This window comes from Pseudoalteromonas sp. B160 (genome assembly GCF_037162485.1).
Taxonomy (GTDB): domain Bacteria; phylum Pseudomonadota; class Gammaproteobacteria; order Enterobacterales; family Alteromonadaceae; genus Pseudoalteromonas; species Pseudoalteromonas rhizosphaerae.
Window position 1 is genome coordinate 33,603 of sequence record NZ_JARLUX010000002.1, and the last position, 14,330, is coordinate 47,932.

The 14,330-nt window shown below is 39.2% G+C and carries 16 protein-coding genes and 1 pseudogene; 12 read left to right on the forward strand and 5 right to left on the reverse strand.

Translation table 11 applies throughout. The features are described 5' to 3' along the window. Positions 1-255 precede the first annotated feature (255 nt). The 3 genes from P4S61_RS18795 (at position 256) to P4S61_RS18805 (ending at position 2,265) form a co-directional block, all read left to right on the forward strand. The gene (locus tag P4S61_RS18795; protein ID WP_182732409.1) at positions 256-1,134 is read left to right on the forward strand and encodes a LysR family transcriptional regulator; all 879 of its coding nucleotides are present in this window, start codon (positions 256-258) and stop codon (positions 1,132-1,134) included. Positions 1,135-1,256: 122 nt separating this feature from the next. Next, positions 1,257-1,715 (forward strand): TlpA family protein disulfide reductase, encoded by a 459-nt coding sequence (locus P4S61_RS18800; RefSeq protein ID WP_337118946.1) that lies wholly within the window; start codon positions 1,257-1,259, stop codon positions 1,713-1,715. A 238-nt stretch (positions 1,716-1,953) separates the two neighbouring features. Then, positions 1,954-2,265, forward strand: a complete 312-nt coding sequence (locus tag P4S61_RS18805; RefSeq protein ID WP_337118947.1) for a mechanosensitive ion channel family protein — start codon at positions 1,954-1,956, stop codon at positions 2,263-2,265. Positions 2,266-2,300: 35 nt separating this feature from the next. On the opposite strand, the gene P4S61_RS18810 is transcribed toward P4S61_RS18805, so the two are convergent. Both P4S61_RS18810 and P4S61_RS18815 read right to left on the reverse strand, forming a co-directional pair. Next, positions 2,301-2,633 carry a hypothetical protein gene (locus P4S61_RS18810; RefSeq protein ID WP_337118948.1) on the reverse strand — a complete coding sequence of 111 codons (333 nt, stop codon included), beginning with the start codon at positions 2,631-2,633 and terminating at the stop codon, positions 2,301-2,303. Between the two features lie 266 nt (positions 2,634-2,899). Next, the gene (locus P4S61_RS18815; RefSeq protein WP_337118949.1) at positions 2,900-3,538 is read right to left on the reverse strand and encodes a winged helix-turn-helix domain-containing protein; all 639 of its coding nucleotides are present in this window, start codon (positions 3,536-3,538) and stop codon (positions 2,900-2,902) included. 136 nt (positions 3,539-3,674) lie between these two features. On the opposite strand from P4S61_RS18815, the gene P4S61_RS18820 reads away from it, so the two are divergent. Together P4S61_RS18820 and P4S61_RS18825 are read left to right on the forward strand one after the other, a co-directional pair. Further along, entirely contained in the window at positions 3,675-4,268 is a 594-nt protein-coding gene (locus P4S61_RS18820) for a DUF4202 domain-containing protein (protein WP_337118950.1), read from the forward strand. A 41-nt stretch (positions 4,269-4,309) separates the two neighbouring features. After that, positions 4,310-4,816, forward strand: coding sequence for a TFIIB-type zinc ribbon-containing protein (locus P4S61_RS18825; RefSeq protein ID WP_145239731.1), 507 nt, complete (start codon positions 4,310-4,312; stop codon positions 4,814-4,816). Between the two features lie 14 nt (positions 4,817-4,830). On the opposite strand, the gene P4S61_RS18830 is transcribed toward P4S61_RS18825, so the two are convergent. Together P4S61_RS18830 and P4S61_RS18835 are read right to left on the reverse strand one after the other, a co-directional pair. Further along, complete coding sequence (locus P4S61_RS18830) at positions 4,831-5,067, reverse strand: hypothetical protein (RefSeq protein WP_337118951.1); 237 nt, start codon at positions 5,065-5,067, stop codon at positions 4,831-4,833. Positions 5,068-5,173: 106 nt separating this feature from the next. Then, positions 5,174-5,554, reverse strand: coding sequence for a VOC family protein (locus P4S61_RS18835; RefSeq protein ID WP_337118952.1), 381 nt, complete (start codon positions 5,552-5,554; stop codon positions 5,174-5,176). Between the two features lie 165 nt (positions 5,555-5,719). Between P4S61_RS18835 and P4S61_RS18840 the strand changes: the two genes are divergently transcribed. The 7 genes from P4S61_RS18840 to P4S61_RS18870 all read left to right on the forward strand — a co-directional run bounded on the left by P4S61_RS18840 (position 5,720) and on the right by P4S61_RS18870 (position 12,610). Next, entirely contained in the window at positions 5,720-7,417 is a 1,698-nt protein-coding gene (locus tag P4S61_RS18840; RefSeq protein ID WP_337118953.1) for an Ig-like domain-containing protein, read from the forward strand. Next, positions 7,386-8,072, forward strand: a complete 687-nt coding sequence (locus P4S61_RS18845; RefSeq protein WP_337118954.1) for a hypothetical protein — start codon at positions 7,386-7,388, stop codon at positions 8,070-8,072. Before P4S61_RS18840 ends, P4S61_RS18845 begins: the two co-directional genes overlap by 32 nt. 68 nt (positions 8,073-8,140) lie before the next feature. Continuing rightward, positions 8,141-8,521, forward strand: coding sequence for a hypothetical protein (locus P4S61_RS18850; RefSeq protein ID WP_337118955.1), 381 nt, complete (start codon positions 8,141-8,143; stop codon positions 8,519-8,521). A 195-nt stretch (positions 8,522-8,716) separates the two neighbouring features. Next, positions 8,717-9,607, forward strand: coding sequence for a TonB-dependent receptor (locus P4S61_RS18855; RefSeq protein ID WP_337118956.1), 891 nt, complete (start codon positions 8,717-8,719; stop codon positions 9,605-9,607). Between the two features lie 61 nt (positions 9,608-9,668). Continuing rightward, entirely contained in the window at positions 9,669-11,219 is a 1,551-nt protein-coding gene (locus P4S61_RS18860; RefSeq protein WP_337118957.1) for a TonB-dependent receptor, read from the forward strand. Between the two features lie 12 nt (positions 11,220-11,231). Continuing rightward, a complete protein-coding gene (locus tag P4S61_RS18865; protein ID WP_145239716.1) occupies positions 11,232-11,465 on the forward strand; it encodes a hypothetical protein in 234 nt (77 codons plus the stop codon). A 38-nt stretch (positions 11,466-11,503) separates the two neighbouring features. Further along, complete coding sequence (locus P4S61_RS18870) at positions 11,504-12,610, forward strand: cytochrome-c peroxidase (RefSeq protein ID WP_259401978.1); 1,107 nt, start codon at positions 11,504-11,506, stop codon at positions 12,608-12,610. 241 nt (positions 12,611-12,851) lie between these two features. On the opposite strand, the pseudogene der reads toward P4S61_RS18870, so the two are convergent. After that, positions 12,852-14,317, reverse strand: a pseudogene (der, locus tag P4S61_RS18875) (ribosome biogenesis GTPase Der). Between the last annotated feature and the right edge of the window lie 13 nt (positions 14,318-14,330).

The window sequence follows — 14,330 nt, forward strand, 5'->3', positions numbered from 1 at the left end:
GGGCTGTTTATTTTTCGAGGTTACTTTTGCAGCCGTATGTTTAACTTTTAGGCAAGGCAGAACCTATCTCGTGTGGTTATTCCCCATAAATAGGTGATAACGCAGCGTAAATGCCAAACACCCGCTGCCCGAAGGATTCTGCCCAGATAGAACAAATTTCAATCCTGAAAGGTCAACAGGACCTAGTATGACAAAGTTGAAAGGCGAAAAAAATAGATATAATCTATCTAAACGTTCTATTTAAGTTAACTATTCATGAGCCGACTTAATTATCATCATCTTTATTATTTTTGGCGAGTCGCGTTGCTAGGTAATCTAACGCAAGCTGCTAAAGAGCTGCATATTTCGCAATCGGCTCTATCAACCCAAATAAAGCAACTTGAGCACACGATTAACGTTAATTTGTTTGAGCGAAAAGGCCGAAGCTTAGAGCTTACAGATATGGGTAAACGTGTATTAGCCTATGCCAACGACATTTTTAGCACTGGTGAAGAGTTATCTTCGTTTTTGAGCAAAGGTGCAATTGCTGAAAAACAACACCTTTCTATTGGAGTCTTAAATACGCTATCGCGAAATTTTATTGAAGAATTTATCAATCCATTGTTAAGCTCTTCCTCGGTCACTTTTTCTTTAACCGCACGGCGTATGGATGGTTTGCTAAATGGTTTGGCGGAGCATGAATTAGATTTAGTACTGACAAATAAACCCGTAGGAACAGAGCATCATAATGAGTTATGGCAAAGCCAGTTAGTTTCGCGTCAACCGTTGGCTATCGTAGGGCCTGCTGATGGTAAAATCAGTAGTGAGTTTCCAATTGGCTATGAAAACGCACAATGGGTATTACCCAGTAAAACGTCGGCAATAAGGGACTCATTTAATGCATTGTGTGCTCGCTGGCAATACAAACCAGAAATTAAAGCAGAAGCCGATGATATGGCGATGCTGCGATTACTGGCACGTGATAGTGGGGCATTATCGGTATTACCATCGGTGGTCGTAAAAGATGAAATAGAGCAAGGGGTATTAATTGAGTACCAGCGCTTACCTGATGCTTACGAGCATTTTTATGCCATTACAGCACAGCGTAAATTTGTTCCCGATAGTTTAAAGCAATTACTCGCAGTAAAGTGCTAATATTACTCAAGCATCGTTATGCTGCGTGATTAGGTTTTCAATAACGGTATCTTAGTTGCTAATTTATCCACATCTCTGAAAATTTAGTCAATTTTTAAGTGCTCAATCAATAAGAGAAAAGTATGTTGAAACAGGTTGTAATGATAGGGTTTTTGTTGCTATGCAGTGTTAGTTTTGCTGCACAAGAGCCTTTAGTCGGGCAGATCAGTGCTGCTAATTTATTAAAAAATTACAACGGCTTCGAGCAGCAGTACGATAGTTTTAAACCGTCTCAACACGAATTAAATACAATCAAGAAACTAGCTGGTAAAGATATACTAGTGCTGTTTGGTACTTGGTGCCATGACAGCGAACGTGAAGTACCAAGATTGTTAAAGCTGATTAAGCAATCTCAGTTAACATTAAAAAGTTTAAAATTAGTGGCGGTAGGATTCGATAAGCGAGATGATAAAGGCATTGCAAAAGCACATCAGTTAAAGTACACCGCGACAATTATAGTAAAAGAGGGTGATATAGAACTTGCCCGCATGATTGAAAAGCCCAAGCATTCATTAGCAGTTGATCTCACTCAGTTTAACTAATTTAGACACAGCTTTGCTCAATGAATTAATCTGTTAGTAAATCTATTAACTAAAGAGCTGGTTTATTTAATATGGCGCTTATCTATGAACGAAAAAATTATTGCTGCTATTTTGGTATTTGTTGGCTGTTTTGTTTTAAGCTTAGTTTTTCACTTGGCACTGGAAGAAGGTTGAACGTCGTTTTGATGGCCATGCCGCGGAATCGTTTCGTTTAATTTCAAACTCACAAAAAGCGATTTTGATTTTTATTGGCACTATATTAGCGCTCTCTAAGCTTGATTTTGATGTAACTGGTTTAGTCGCTGGCTTGGGTTTAACAGGGTTTGCGTTAGGGTTTGCGCTTAAAGATGCAATTTCAAATCTCGTTGCAGGGATAATGATTGTGCTTTACCGTCCAATTAAATTAGGCGACAACATCGAGGTCGCGAGCTGTAAAGGTGTCGTGGGCGATTTAAACCTCAGATATATTACTTTACAGACCGATGGCTGTCGTCATTTAGTTCTTAATTCGCTAATCCTGAGTAATAAAGTCACAATAAATAACCCGTAGCGGTTTCATTGTTATTACACCTCTACGGGCGCCCTTTAAGCTTTTTGCTTTTGGGTTGAACGAGCTATTTGCGCAATTAAATAAACAAATAAAGTGCCCGGAAACCCAAGTACAAACGTTGCAACTTTATAGCCATTTTCCACATTTTGTTTTGGGTAAAAGTAGGCAAAGAGCACATTCATTATTATCCAAAAGACTAGTGCCATAGGCGAAACAGGCACATTAGTTGCGGTTGATAAATCACAGTGTCCTACTTGTAAACTAAATGACAATTGTTCACCCAGTATCATACACTGCTCATTTAGGCTCAGTAATACACTACAAATAACTAAAATTAAAACGACGCTGATCAGAATTAATTGTTTCATGGTTTTTCCTTTTTAAATTTGTAAGTTTGAATAGGGCGCTTTGCACCTGACCAATTCAAAGTACGTTTAAGTGAGAAAAAGCACGATAACTAAGTCATTCATTAATCATGACTTAGTTATAATCATGGTTATAACTATGATTATAACTAAGTGTGTAAAATATAATTTGTTATTATTCAGTGTCTTGTTGTTTAACATCGGCAATAAGCTGATAACCGCGTTTCATAATTGATTTTATATATTTAGGGTTTTTTGTATCAGCATCATCAAACGCTAGACGCAGTTTGCTGATCACCTCGGCGCACTGCCGTATCAGTTACTATCTGATTTTGCCAAATATTGTTGTGTAATTCCTCTAAGCTAACAATGCGCGGTTGTTGCTCAATTAAATAGCTTAGAACTTGTAAGCACTTGGGCTCTAAAATGGTGCTGTGTTGGCCATAACACAAACTTTGTTCTGTTTGATTAAATTGAAATTGACCGATGAATAATTGTGGTAATGCTGCCGATGTTTGCGCTGATGCAGTTGTTGGTGGTAACGCTGTGGTTGTGTCTGCAGTGGGTATCGCCGGTTTATTGCGTTCGCGTAACGTTTCTAATCCTTTATTAATACCCAGTCCTAGGTAGGTCACCCCTAGCACAAGTGGGCTTAATGGAAGCGCTAAAATGAAAAGCACACACTTCACGACAAGGTGACATCGCGGCGCTAATATTAGCTGAGCGAAAGCCGTGTTTATTAATAGCCATACTAGAAGGTAAAGAGTAACGGGCACATCCTTTGCGTTATCTTCACTGCACGAGCCAATACGAACCCCTTCAACGAAATATGCAAGGTCAAAACAGGTGGCATCAGCGTTAAAACTAAAACCAAAAAAGAGTAGCAAAGTTATAAGGGCGTATAGCATAAAAGTCCTTTTTTATCATGAGAGCATTTTTGGCTAATTGTACCAAGCTAGGTTTGCTTTTGTCTTTCTTTCAACTAGCTAATTACTATTGAGCTGATTAAAATAGCTTATAAATTTAATTGTAGTGACTAGCCAAATGTTTGAGCATGTAATCGCGTTAATTGATGAAGCAAATAGTCAGGATCCTAATCAAGAACACTATGCAGGTAAAGTGTGGCCTAAAGAGCGTTTATATTCAGAGCGTATGACGCAGATATTAAACCGTTTTAAACCTGATGCTGATGAGCTAATGCATATTGCTGTGAGAGCACAACACATAAAGCGTTGGTGTTCGCCGCGAAGTCACTTTCCAATGGGTAAACAAGGCTATCATCAGTGGCGCAGTGCGTTGTATATTTTTCATGCTAGTACTGTGGTTGAATTAATGCAGCAAGCTGGTTGTTCTGACGTTGATCAGCAACGAGTATATGCAGCGGTTGCGAAAAAACAAATCAAGCGTAATCCTGATAGTCAATTGGTGGAAGATATCGCAAGTTTAGTGTTTATTGAGTATTACATGTTGGCATTTGTGCAAACAAAACCAGACTACGATGAGCAAAAGTGGATTGGGATTTTGCAACGTACGTGGCAAAAAATGTCTACTGAGGCACATGACTTTGTGTTGGCGGGTAATATTACTTTACCAGCGCCGTTAGTACCGCTAATTGAAAAGGCGCTTGCACCGAGTTAATATCTCACTGCGATGAGTAATAAAATGCAAAGGAACTGGATATGCGCTGCCCAAGGACAAATATAGAACTCACTAAACTAATGGTCGGGGGGATCGAGGTTTTCTCATCCGCCAATGGCGGGGTATTTTTTGATAATCGCCAGATTTTTAATTTTAGTGATCCATCTTTAAAAAGAGCGCTGGTGCTTGCTGAGCACTTGGCTGCTTTACCTGACACAGACGTTGATTTAACGGCACGAATTAATTGTCCTAAGTGCCCGAGTATCGTGATGATGCGGCGCTTTTTTACACCTCTTCATGTGGTCGAAATTGATGAGTGCCCAAGTTGTGCGGGTATTTGGCTAGATCCAAAAGAACTTAATAAAATTCACGACAATCACTTAACAGCGAAAGAAAAACAATTACTAGTGAACCAGCAAGCCAATAATCATGGTTTTATACATTTTGAAATACCGACTAATCGATTTAGCCAGCGAGGTATTAAGAAAAACCACAACAAAAATACCGAGAGTTTAGTTGAAATCGCTTTAGCTTCGTTTTTGGACTAACTCTGCAGAGCAACTTAATCTTGGTTAAGTTGTTGTTTTACGTTTTGTACTTTCGCTAAAGTTTGCTTATCAACAACCACAGGCAATACCAATTCTATATTTTCTAATGTGGCGATGACTTGTGTTTTCAACTCTGTCTGCTGTTCAATTTGCATAACTTTAAGTGTTTCAGCGGTTTGTAATTTTACTTGTTCAGTCACTAGCGCTTCAGTTGGGCTTAGTAGCATCAATGTTAGTAGTAATGTATTCATATTAATCTCCTTATTTAAATTACCGCTAAGATAAGGAAATTAGATGACAGTTGCGTGTGGCTTATATTGCTACAAAGTTAAACTTTAATGCTGTTTTGATGAAGGGCTAGGCTTGCACTAAGCAGATCAAAGTACCTTCAATGGCTCTTACGTAGGCATAATATTGAGTTCCTCTACAGCTAGGGGGGCAAAGAGGCTCTGCGCCAGCAAGCACCGCTTTATCGTAACTTTCACTGAGATTAGTACAGCTAAAGCGCAGCTCAAAACCTAGCGCTGGTTGCTTTGGGTGAGCGCGGATATAACCTTGTTTAAAATGGGCTTGAGCATACGGGTGATTCGCAAAAGCAATTTTTACATCGCCAGTAGCAAGCTCACCATATTCGGCATTATCACTGATTGATGAGGTACTCAAGCCAAATGCTTGAAAATAAAAGTCTAAGGTTTCTTCAACGTTATCAACGTAGATTATTTGGCTTATGTATTCCATTAACACCTCTTTGAATATATTTAACCTAATAATAGATGATTATTAGGTTAACACTTAATAATTTATTTAATAGCTTGAATAGTTTTTGGAATTTCAATTGTTAATCATATTGCAAATGATAATTCTTTGCATTATGATCCCGATAATTATTAACGGGGAATTGACATGAAATTAAAACTTTTATCTATTGCGATTAGTGCAGTAGTGCTCGCTGGCTGTGGCTCTAGCGGTGAATCGAACTCAGCACCAACATTTTCACAAGCTCAGTATTCTGTATTTTTAAATGAAGATGCTAGTGCAAGTTTATTAGTGAACGCCTCTGATAAAGACAATGATAGTTTGACTTACTCTTTAGCAAATGCTGCGAGTAACGGTTCGGTCTCAGTAAGTGCTAGTTCAGGCGAAGTGATTTATACGCCTGATACAAACTTTAATGGAGAGGACTTTTTTGCAATAACGGTATCTGATGGCGAAGATACAGCGACTACAACTGTCAGTGCAACTGTTGCAGCGATCAATGACTTCCCTGTCATTACCATGGATAAAGTTCAGGTTAGTGGTGGAGAAGTTAAAGTTGGTCAAGTTAGCGCCAGTGATGTTGACGGCGATACACTCACTTATTCTATAACAAAACAACCATTTAATGGCGAGCTCGTTATAGACGCGCAAAGTGGAGAATTAACTTATACCCCTTCAACATTAACAAATGCCATTGATAGCTTTGAATTGACCGTAAATGATGGAAATAATGGTGTTGTAGCAAAAACGCTAGAAATAGCCACTAACTTGGCAACTAATGCTGACCGTGCTTACTATTATTATGCTTCTGAACAATCTCATCTTAAACGTTCTGAAGTTCTTGCTGCCAATATCGAAAATGATATTAATCTTGGTGGTGTCTATACAGCTTTAGCTACCGGATACGCTGAAGCAGGGTTAGATAATGAAGTTGAACGTTTCATCACTGCTGACAGTATTATTCGTGATGACCTACGTGCTGTTGCACTTGTTAATGTTGCAAATCAGTACAATTTGCAAGGTAAATTTGAGCGAGCAAATGAGCTCCGCTTAGAAGCGAGTAATTTGTATTCGCAATACATCGCTGCCAAAGGCATTTCTGCATTTGCGGTTGAAGATCAAGATTTCTTTTATGAGCTTGCTGATTCTTATTTAAATGCCGGTGAGCCTGCACTTGCACTACAAAGCTATAATGTTTTAGATATATTATTAAGTTCAGCCCTTAAAGCCGAGCAAACAACACAAGCATTACGGCTGTTCTTTGGTTTTAGAAACTCAGTTGATGAAGTGATAGCAACATGGCAAACCAGTCGAGAGCAAGCTGATTTTGACTATGCGCTTAGCATGGCCGACAGGCTTTATGAATTTGCTAACATGATAGGTTACCGATACGTATCGAATGACCGAAATGGTAATGAAGGAAAACCTTATTTTAGTACCCGCCAAGTTGCATTAGGTGATGTGGTTGAAAACTATCGTTTACTAGGGCAACTTGATAAAGCTAAAAGTGCGCTTGCTGATGCATTGGCGCTTCATGGTGTAGTCAATTATGACGAAGCTTATACCCGCGAAAAAGATGAATATGCTGACGTTACAATGGTCGAATATCCATTTGGCTTGATAAACTTTGCAGAGTCCTTTGTAAACTTATACCCAAATTTAGACTTAGAAACGAGCTTTTTAACCCCATTTGAACAAGGAAGTACATATTACGATTGGGCTAAGGAAGATGCTGAAGACGCGCGGTTATTTGCGTACGTTAGAAATATTGAAGATGCAGATGAAAGCTTAGCGTTAATTTTGGCCGCAAAAGATGATAGCGATTCTAAGACGATTATTTACTAATATCATTGCGTTTAATAGTTCAAATCCTGGTGGCTCACGTATTTTAATCGACCAGGGGCGCTATGCTGGTGCTGCAAAGTATATCGCGGAAGGCTTAAAATTATTGAGTTCTGAGCAATATATAGCGCAAAACATTGGGGATCAAGTTTTCGTAACAGGTACTACTGGGTGCCAGCTATTGCTTGAGCAACTGTTCGAAGTTATTCGTTTAACTGGCGAACAAAGCTATCGAGAGCAAGCGAATAAAACACTGACTACATGTCGTGAAATATCACTAAATAACTATGCACAAGTCAATGGCACAGAAGTAACAAAAGAGGATGTCGTTGCTTCGAGTGTTGATCTTATTAAATACCACAACCCATTGGGACAAAATGAAGCTGCCACGCCACTTATCGAAGTAGCTAAAAGCTTTTTAGCAACTTATGGTGAAGAAGATCTTGCACGAAAGGTTTCAGATACAGGCCAATTAGCTGCTGCGTTTGGTAAAGGTGGCCAATTTGAATTAGCAAACCAATACTATTCAGACTACGCAAATCTAATTAAACAAGTTGAAGAGGCGGTGACAGTAGACAGCCAGTTTGCAGTGACACAAGATTTTTTGATGCATCAAGCCGAAGCACTTACAACTTTTCGCAGTATTACCGAACGCTAAAATCACAAGCCGGAAGAATCAATAATTACCAGCAACTTATTAGTGATGCAACGGCAATTTGGGTTGATTTGATTAATTGGAACATCAATCGGTTGGATGAAGCTTCGCTACAATTACAATTACAGTATTACCCTGAATTCGCTAATCAATATTTAATGTTAGGTCAATTTGATGCGGCATTAGCATTAAAAGATAAAGCCGCATTAGGAGTGGTAGAGCATGACTCTATAGTTACAGATGTCATTAATTATCTGAGTCAATATGATGCTTTTACAAGGGTGACTATCGCGACAGTTGATACTGATAATGACGGTAAGGCTAACTTCTTTGCACCTTATGCTAGTGATGAAATGATTGCTCAGTCTGGCATCGAACTTGATTTAGACAGTGATGGTGACGGTGTAAATGATGACGCTGACACTTATCCTTTGGATGAGACTCGTCAGTAAAATGAATATACGATATTTTACTTTTGGGCTGCTCAGCATGATGCTGACTGCGCCTGTATCCTCAGCCGAACCAAGTGAACAGCTTGAGAAAGAAATAACAAAGAGTCGTTATGAAACTTGTGAGAAAAAAGAGCCAGATTGTATTAAAAACATTGAAGTAATAGAAGTGAGGGGCAGCAGCCTAATCCAATTTCAGTGAGTAGTCAAGGTGTGTATACCTTAAATAGAAAAATGATTGAAGATTATCGTTTTGGTAACGGTAATTTAAATGATTTGTTGGGGATTTTGCCAGGAGTTCAGTATGGCGAAGCTGCTTACTCAGCCGAGCAAGTAAGTAATATTAAACCATCTGAAGTGTCTATTTCTGGAACTGAAGGTAAGGCAACCGCTTATTTAATTGATGGTGTATCGAATAACTCTAATTTAAACAATCAACTAGGGAATACCGATAGAAACTTGCTGCAAGATGTGTCAGGGCATAGCCAAGAGTTATTTCTTAATCTTGATTTAGTTGAGAGTATTGAGGTTTACGATAGCAATATTCCCGCTAAGTATGGCAATTTTAATGGTGGTTTAGTGCAGGCACAAACGCGTAAAGCAAGGGATGAGGTTTCGCTTGGGATTAGCTACCGGCAAACAGCTGACGACTGGGTGGATTATCATAATTTTTATGCTCCAGATTTTGATGGCTCAGACACCTTAGATAATGCCGTGTTTCAAAAGCGTAGTTTTAGTACTCATATCGCGGCACCTCTGACAGATAAGCTTGGAGTGATTGCGCAATTTCAATATTTAAAGTCCCAAGAGTCACTCGAACAATTAGGTTATTTACGTTTACAAGAGCAAACTAATTATAACGGCATGGTTAAGTTTGATTATGCTGTAACCACCAATGACGATATTTCATTTAATTATTTATATGCACCTTACGAAGGAAATTACTTTGATGTTAATGCCATAAATAGTGATTACACAGTGAAAGGTGGGGGAAGTACCGCCATTTTAACCTGGCAAGCTAATCGTCATTGGGGCTACATGGACTCGCAAATTAGTTGGCGTAGCAGTAGAAACTCAAAAAGATGCTAGTTCAGCTTGGTATAACTGGATAAATATTCCTGGTAAAAACTGGGGTGATTATGATGGCTCAATGACGAGCAATGAAGGTGGTTTCGGTGATATTACCAAAACACAAGAAACCTATACAGCAAAGCAAGATTTCGAACTCCCATTAGGGGAAGTATTGTTTGCAGACTCTCAGTTATCACTGGGTTATGCAATAGATCATCAGGTTTCAGTCTTTGATCGTTTAGAAAACGCGACTATTTATAACGGCGCTATCGTGTCACCTATGATCGATTGTGCCGGGTATCAAATTGACTGTGTTGAAACTGTTTTCAACCAGCCGATAGCTGATATTGAAGCTGAATTAGGTCGCCCTTTGGATTTGTCAAACGGAGATGATTTTTTATTGTATCAAAGCAACATAAGTCAGACTGGGCAGTATTTTCAATATCGACAAACTACACCAAAAGCACGAGCTGAAGCCAGTGTGAATAACTTTTCAGCTTATGTAGAAAATGAATTTGAATGGCAACAATATTCATTAACACTTGGTGCCCGGTATGATTATAACGACTTTTTTGAAAACCATAATGTGGCTCCAAGATTACGAGGTAGTATCTCGTTGTTTGAAAATACCGGTAAATTTATTTTTGGTGCAAATCGATATTACGCAAGCGATGCAATCAATTATAAGCTTAATGAAGCTATGGTACCTACGTTTACAGAGGTGAGAGCGATTTATCAGCACCGCCCACAACAATGGCAGGCCGAGTTATCTAATCGTGGTTACCGTTATGTTTATAAAGATTTAAAAACACCATACAGTGATGAGCTTTCAGCAGTATATCGTCACCAAGTACTAGGTGGGACGTTAGAGTTAAAATGGTTATACCGTGAACAGCATGAAAGTATTAACCGCGTAAAAGGAACAAATGAGTTAGGGGAAGCAATTTTATATGGTGCAAACTCTGGAAGTAGTGAATATCAGCGTCTTAGCTTATCCTGGATGGCTACTTTTGATACTCAGCACGTTGAGTTTAATGTTTCTCACGCCAGTAATACAACAAGTGCAGAGCAATTTGATGGTAGTACGCAAACCTATGTCAACAGCACTGATTACTTCTTAAATTTTTCCTATGACGATAATGAGTTAGTTTATATTAGAGGTGATAATTATGACTTAAATAGCCGTGAAAACGATTCGACATATAACTTAATGACACGACATGATATGGAGCTAGAAAAGCAAGATTTTAATCGCCCAATTATTGCCAATTTGAGTTGGGGTGGGCGTTTTGATAATTGGCAACTATCAGCTTATGCCCGCTTTAATGGTGAGCAAGATGCTATTTACGCCACAGGAACAACTCAATCGATAAAAGAGGCGACATCTATTTGTGATGGCTGCTCACCAAATCGTCGAGAATATCCAGTTTACCGCATAGAGAAAAGGCCTAGTTTCTGGTTATTAAGTGGCAGTGTAAAGTACACACTGGCAGTCGCACGTGATTATCGAGTCACTTTAAGCTTTGAAGGCGAAAATATTTTAAATAAACGTACGTATCAAGTGAGCCCTTATAGTACAGGGGTGGAGCTAGGACGGCGTTTTTGGTTAGGCCTACAACTTGATTATTAAGAGGATACAATTATGACAACCATTTATGCTTTAGCGCTTATAACAACGCAACTATGTTATGACGCAAGTGCTGATACACACGCAATTAAATTTGAAGAATTTTTTGAAGGTGCTACCGAATTACAAGTGGCGCGCCAAGAAGAAAAAGACCTCTGTATTGACCTTAAAAGTCATCAATTAGTAAGCGCAAAACGACTAGTTGCAACTGATGAGCGTGTTTTTTCAATTGTTGAAAGTAACAAATGACAAAAGCACGGCAACTATTTATAGTTTTTATTGTAGGTTTGGTTTTTAATTTACATGCTGAACCTATTAACTTTTTACAATTACGTGCACAGTATGAACAAACCTCAGAAAACTGGCCTGAGCCTTGGCTTGAAGAGGGAGTGGAACATAGTGAAATAGGTGCATTAACTGAGGTGATATTTCCAGTTGAAAACCCCTTTACCATAGCCAAAATGAGATTAGGTGAAGCTCTATTCTTTGATCCTATTTTATCTCGATCTGGACAAATAGCATGTGCAAGTTGTCATGACCCTGATTTAGGTTGGGCAGATGGAAGGAGAGTTTCGTTTGGTCATGATCGTCAAGTAGGTCAGCGAAATGCACCTAGTATTGAGAATGCTGCTTTATGGCAAAGCTTGTTTTGGGATGGTAGGGCTAGGTCGTTGGAACAACAAGCGTTAATCCCTATTCAAGCTGGTAATGAGATGAGTTTGACTATTTATGAGTTGGAATTGAAATTAAATAGCACTTATCAATATAAACAGAAGTTTAAACAAGCTTTTGCTAAGGAATACATTTCTGCTGAAGATGTTGCTAAAGCATTAGCGACATTTCAGCGCACTATTCGTTCACGAAAATCTGATTTTGATTTTTTCTTGCTTGCAGCAAAACAATCAGACCCTAAACGTAAGCGTGTTTTATCGCAAAAGTTAACAGATCAAGCTTTGTGGGGGATGCATTTGTTTAGAACCAAAGCGAGATGTATAAACTGTCACTCAGGCTCTTTGTTTTCGGATAATAAATTTCATAATATAGGCCTGACATACTATAAAAGGGAATATGAAGATTTAGGTTTATTTAACTATACTGGAAACCCCGCTGATGTTGGCAAATTTAAAACACCGAGTTTACGTGGAGTGATGAATACAAAGCCTTGGATGCACAATGGTTTATTTATCAGCATGGCAGGTGTAATAAATATTTATAATGCTGGTGGGGTCAGAATATTAAAAGATGAAAATGATGTGTTTTCGCCAGAAACATCAACTTTATTAAAGCCTTTGGCGCTAACACAAGATGAAAAAATGGCGTTAGAGGCATTCTTGCACTCAATCACAGCCCATCCTGCAAATGGACCTCATTTTTCATTTTTATCTGAAAGCTAAACAAAAAACCTTGTAAGGGCGTGCCCAACAAGGTTTAATTTTTACAGCTTACAGCTTACAGCTTACAGCTTACAGCTTACAGCTTACAGCTTACAGCTTACAGCTTACAGCTTACAGCTTACAGCTTACAGCTTACAGCTTACAGCTTACAGCTTACAGCTTACAGCTTACAGCTTACAGCTTACAGCTTACAGCTTACAGCTTACAGCTTACAGCTTACAGCTTACAGCTTACAGCTATATCATTTATTGCGGTTTTCTTTACTAAATGCGCGGATCTTACGTTTTTGCGAAAGAGTCACTTTATTAGTACGTCCTGCAAATGGGTTATCACCTTCTCTAAATTCGATTTTGATAGGGGTGCCCATAATTTTTAATGCTTTACGGTAGTAGTTCATTAGGTAGCGTTTATAGCTATCTGGTAAATCATGTACTTGGTTACCGTGAATCACGATACGTGGTGGGTTATAACCCCCGCATGCGCGTATTTTAGCTTAACACGACGGCCACGAACCAGTGGCGGCTGGTGATCAGCTTGTGCCATATCCATAATACGGCGCAGCATAGCAGTGCTAATACGCTTAGTTGCTGATTCATAAGCTTCGTCAATTGACTCAAACAAATGACCAACACCTGTACCATGTAAAGCTGAGATAAAGTGTAAGCGTGCAAAGTCAATAAAGCCTAAGCGACGGTCAAGTTCCGATTTAATACGATCTTTCACGTAATCATCAAGGCCATCCCATTTATTCACAGCAATAACCAGTGAGCGGCCAGAATTTAAGGCAAAACCAAGTAAGCTTAAATCTTGATCCGAAATGCCAGCGCGGGCATCTACAACCAATAGCACCACGTTACAATCTTCGATTGCTTGGAGGGTTTTGATCACTGAGAACTTCTCAACCACATCACTGACTTTTTTGCGTTTACGTACACCAGCGGTGTCGATCAGCACGTATTCTTTTTCGTTACGAGTCATTGGAATATAAATAGAATCGCGGGTTGTGCCCGGCATATCATAAACAATAACGCGTTCTTCACCTAATATACGGTTAGTCAGTGTTGACTTACCTACGTTAGGACGACCGATAATAGCAAGTTTTACTGGCTTATCTGCAAATGCTTCATGCGCTGTAGAATCTTCATCATCTTCAGAATATAAATCGATTAACTCGTCGTCATCGCCTTTACCATCATCATTTTGGGCACTCAGCTCTGCAAGCAAAGGCTGTAAGGTGTGTTCAAGTAACAAGGTAATACCACGGCCATGAGCGGCTGCAATATGATGTACTTCACCCAATGACAATTGGTAAAACTCAGCACAATTTGAGTCAGCATCAATACCATCAGTTTTATTGGCAACAACAAAGCTTTTCTTTTCTTGTTTACGTAAATGGTTGGCAATAGCTTGATCAGCTACTGTCATACCTACGCGTGCATCAACTAAGAATAATACGATGTCGGCTTCTTCAATCGCCAGTAGCGATTGATCAGCCATTTCGATCTCGATGCCTTCTTCAGAGCCATCAATACCGCCCGTGTCTACCACGATAAATTCATAGCCATCGTAATTAGCTTGGCCATATTTTCGATCTCGCGTTAAGCCTGGAAAATCGGCAACGAGTGCATCACGCGTACGTGTTAAACGGTTAAATAATGTGGATTTGCCCACATTGGGTCGCCCAACTAGAGCGATCACGGGAAGCATAAACTACCTCTTA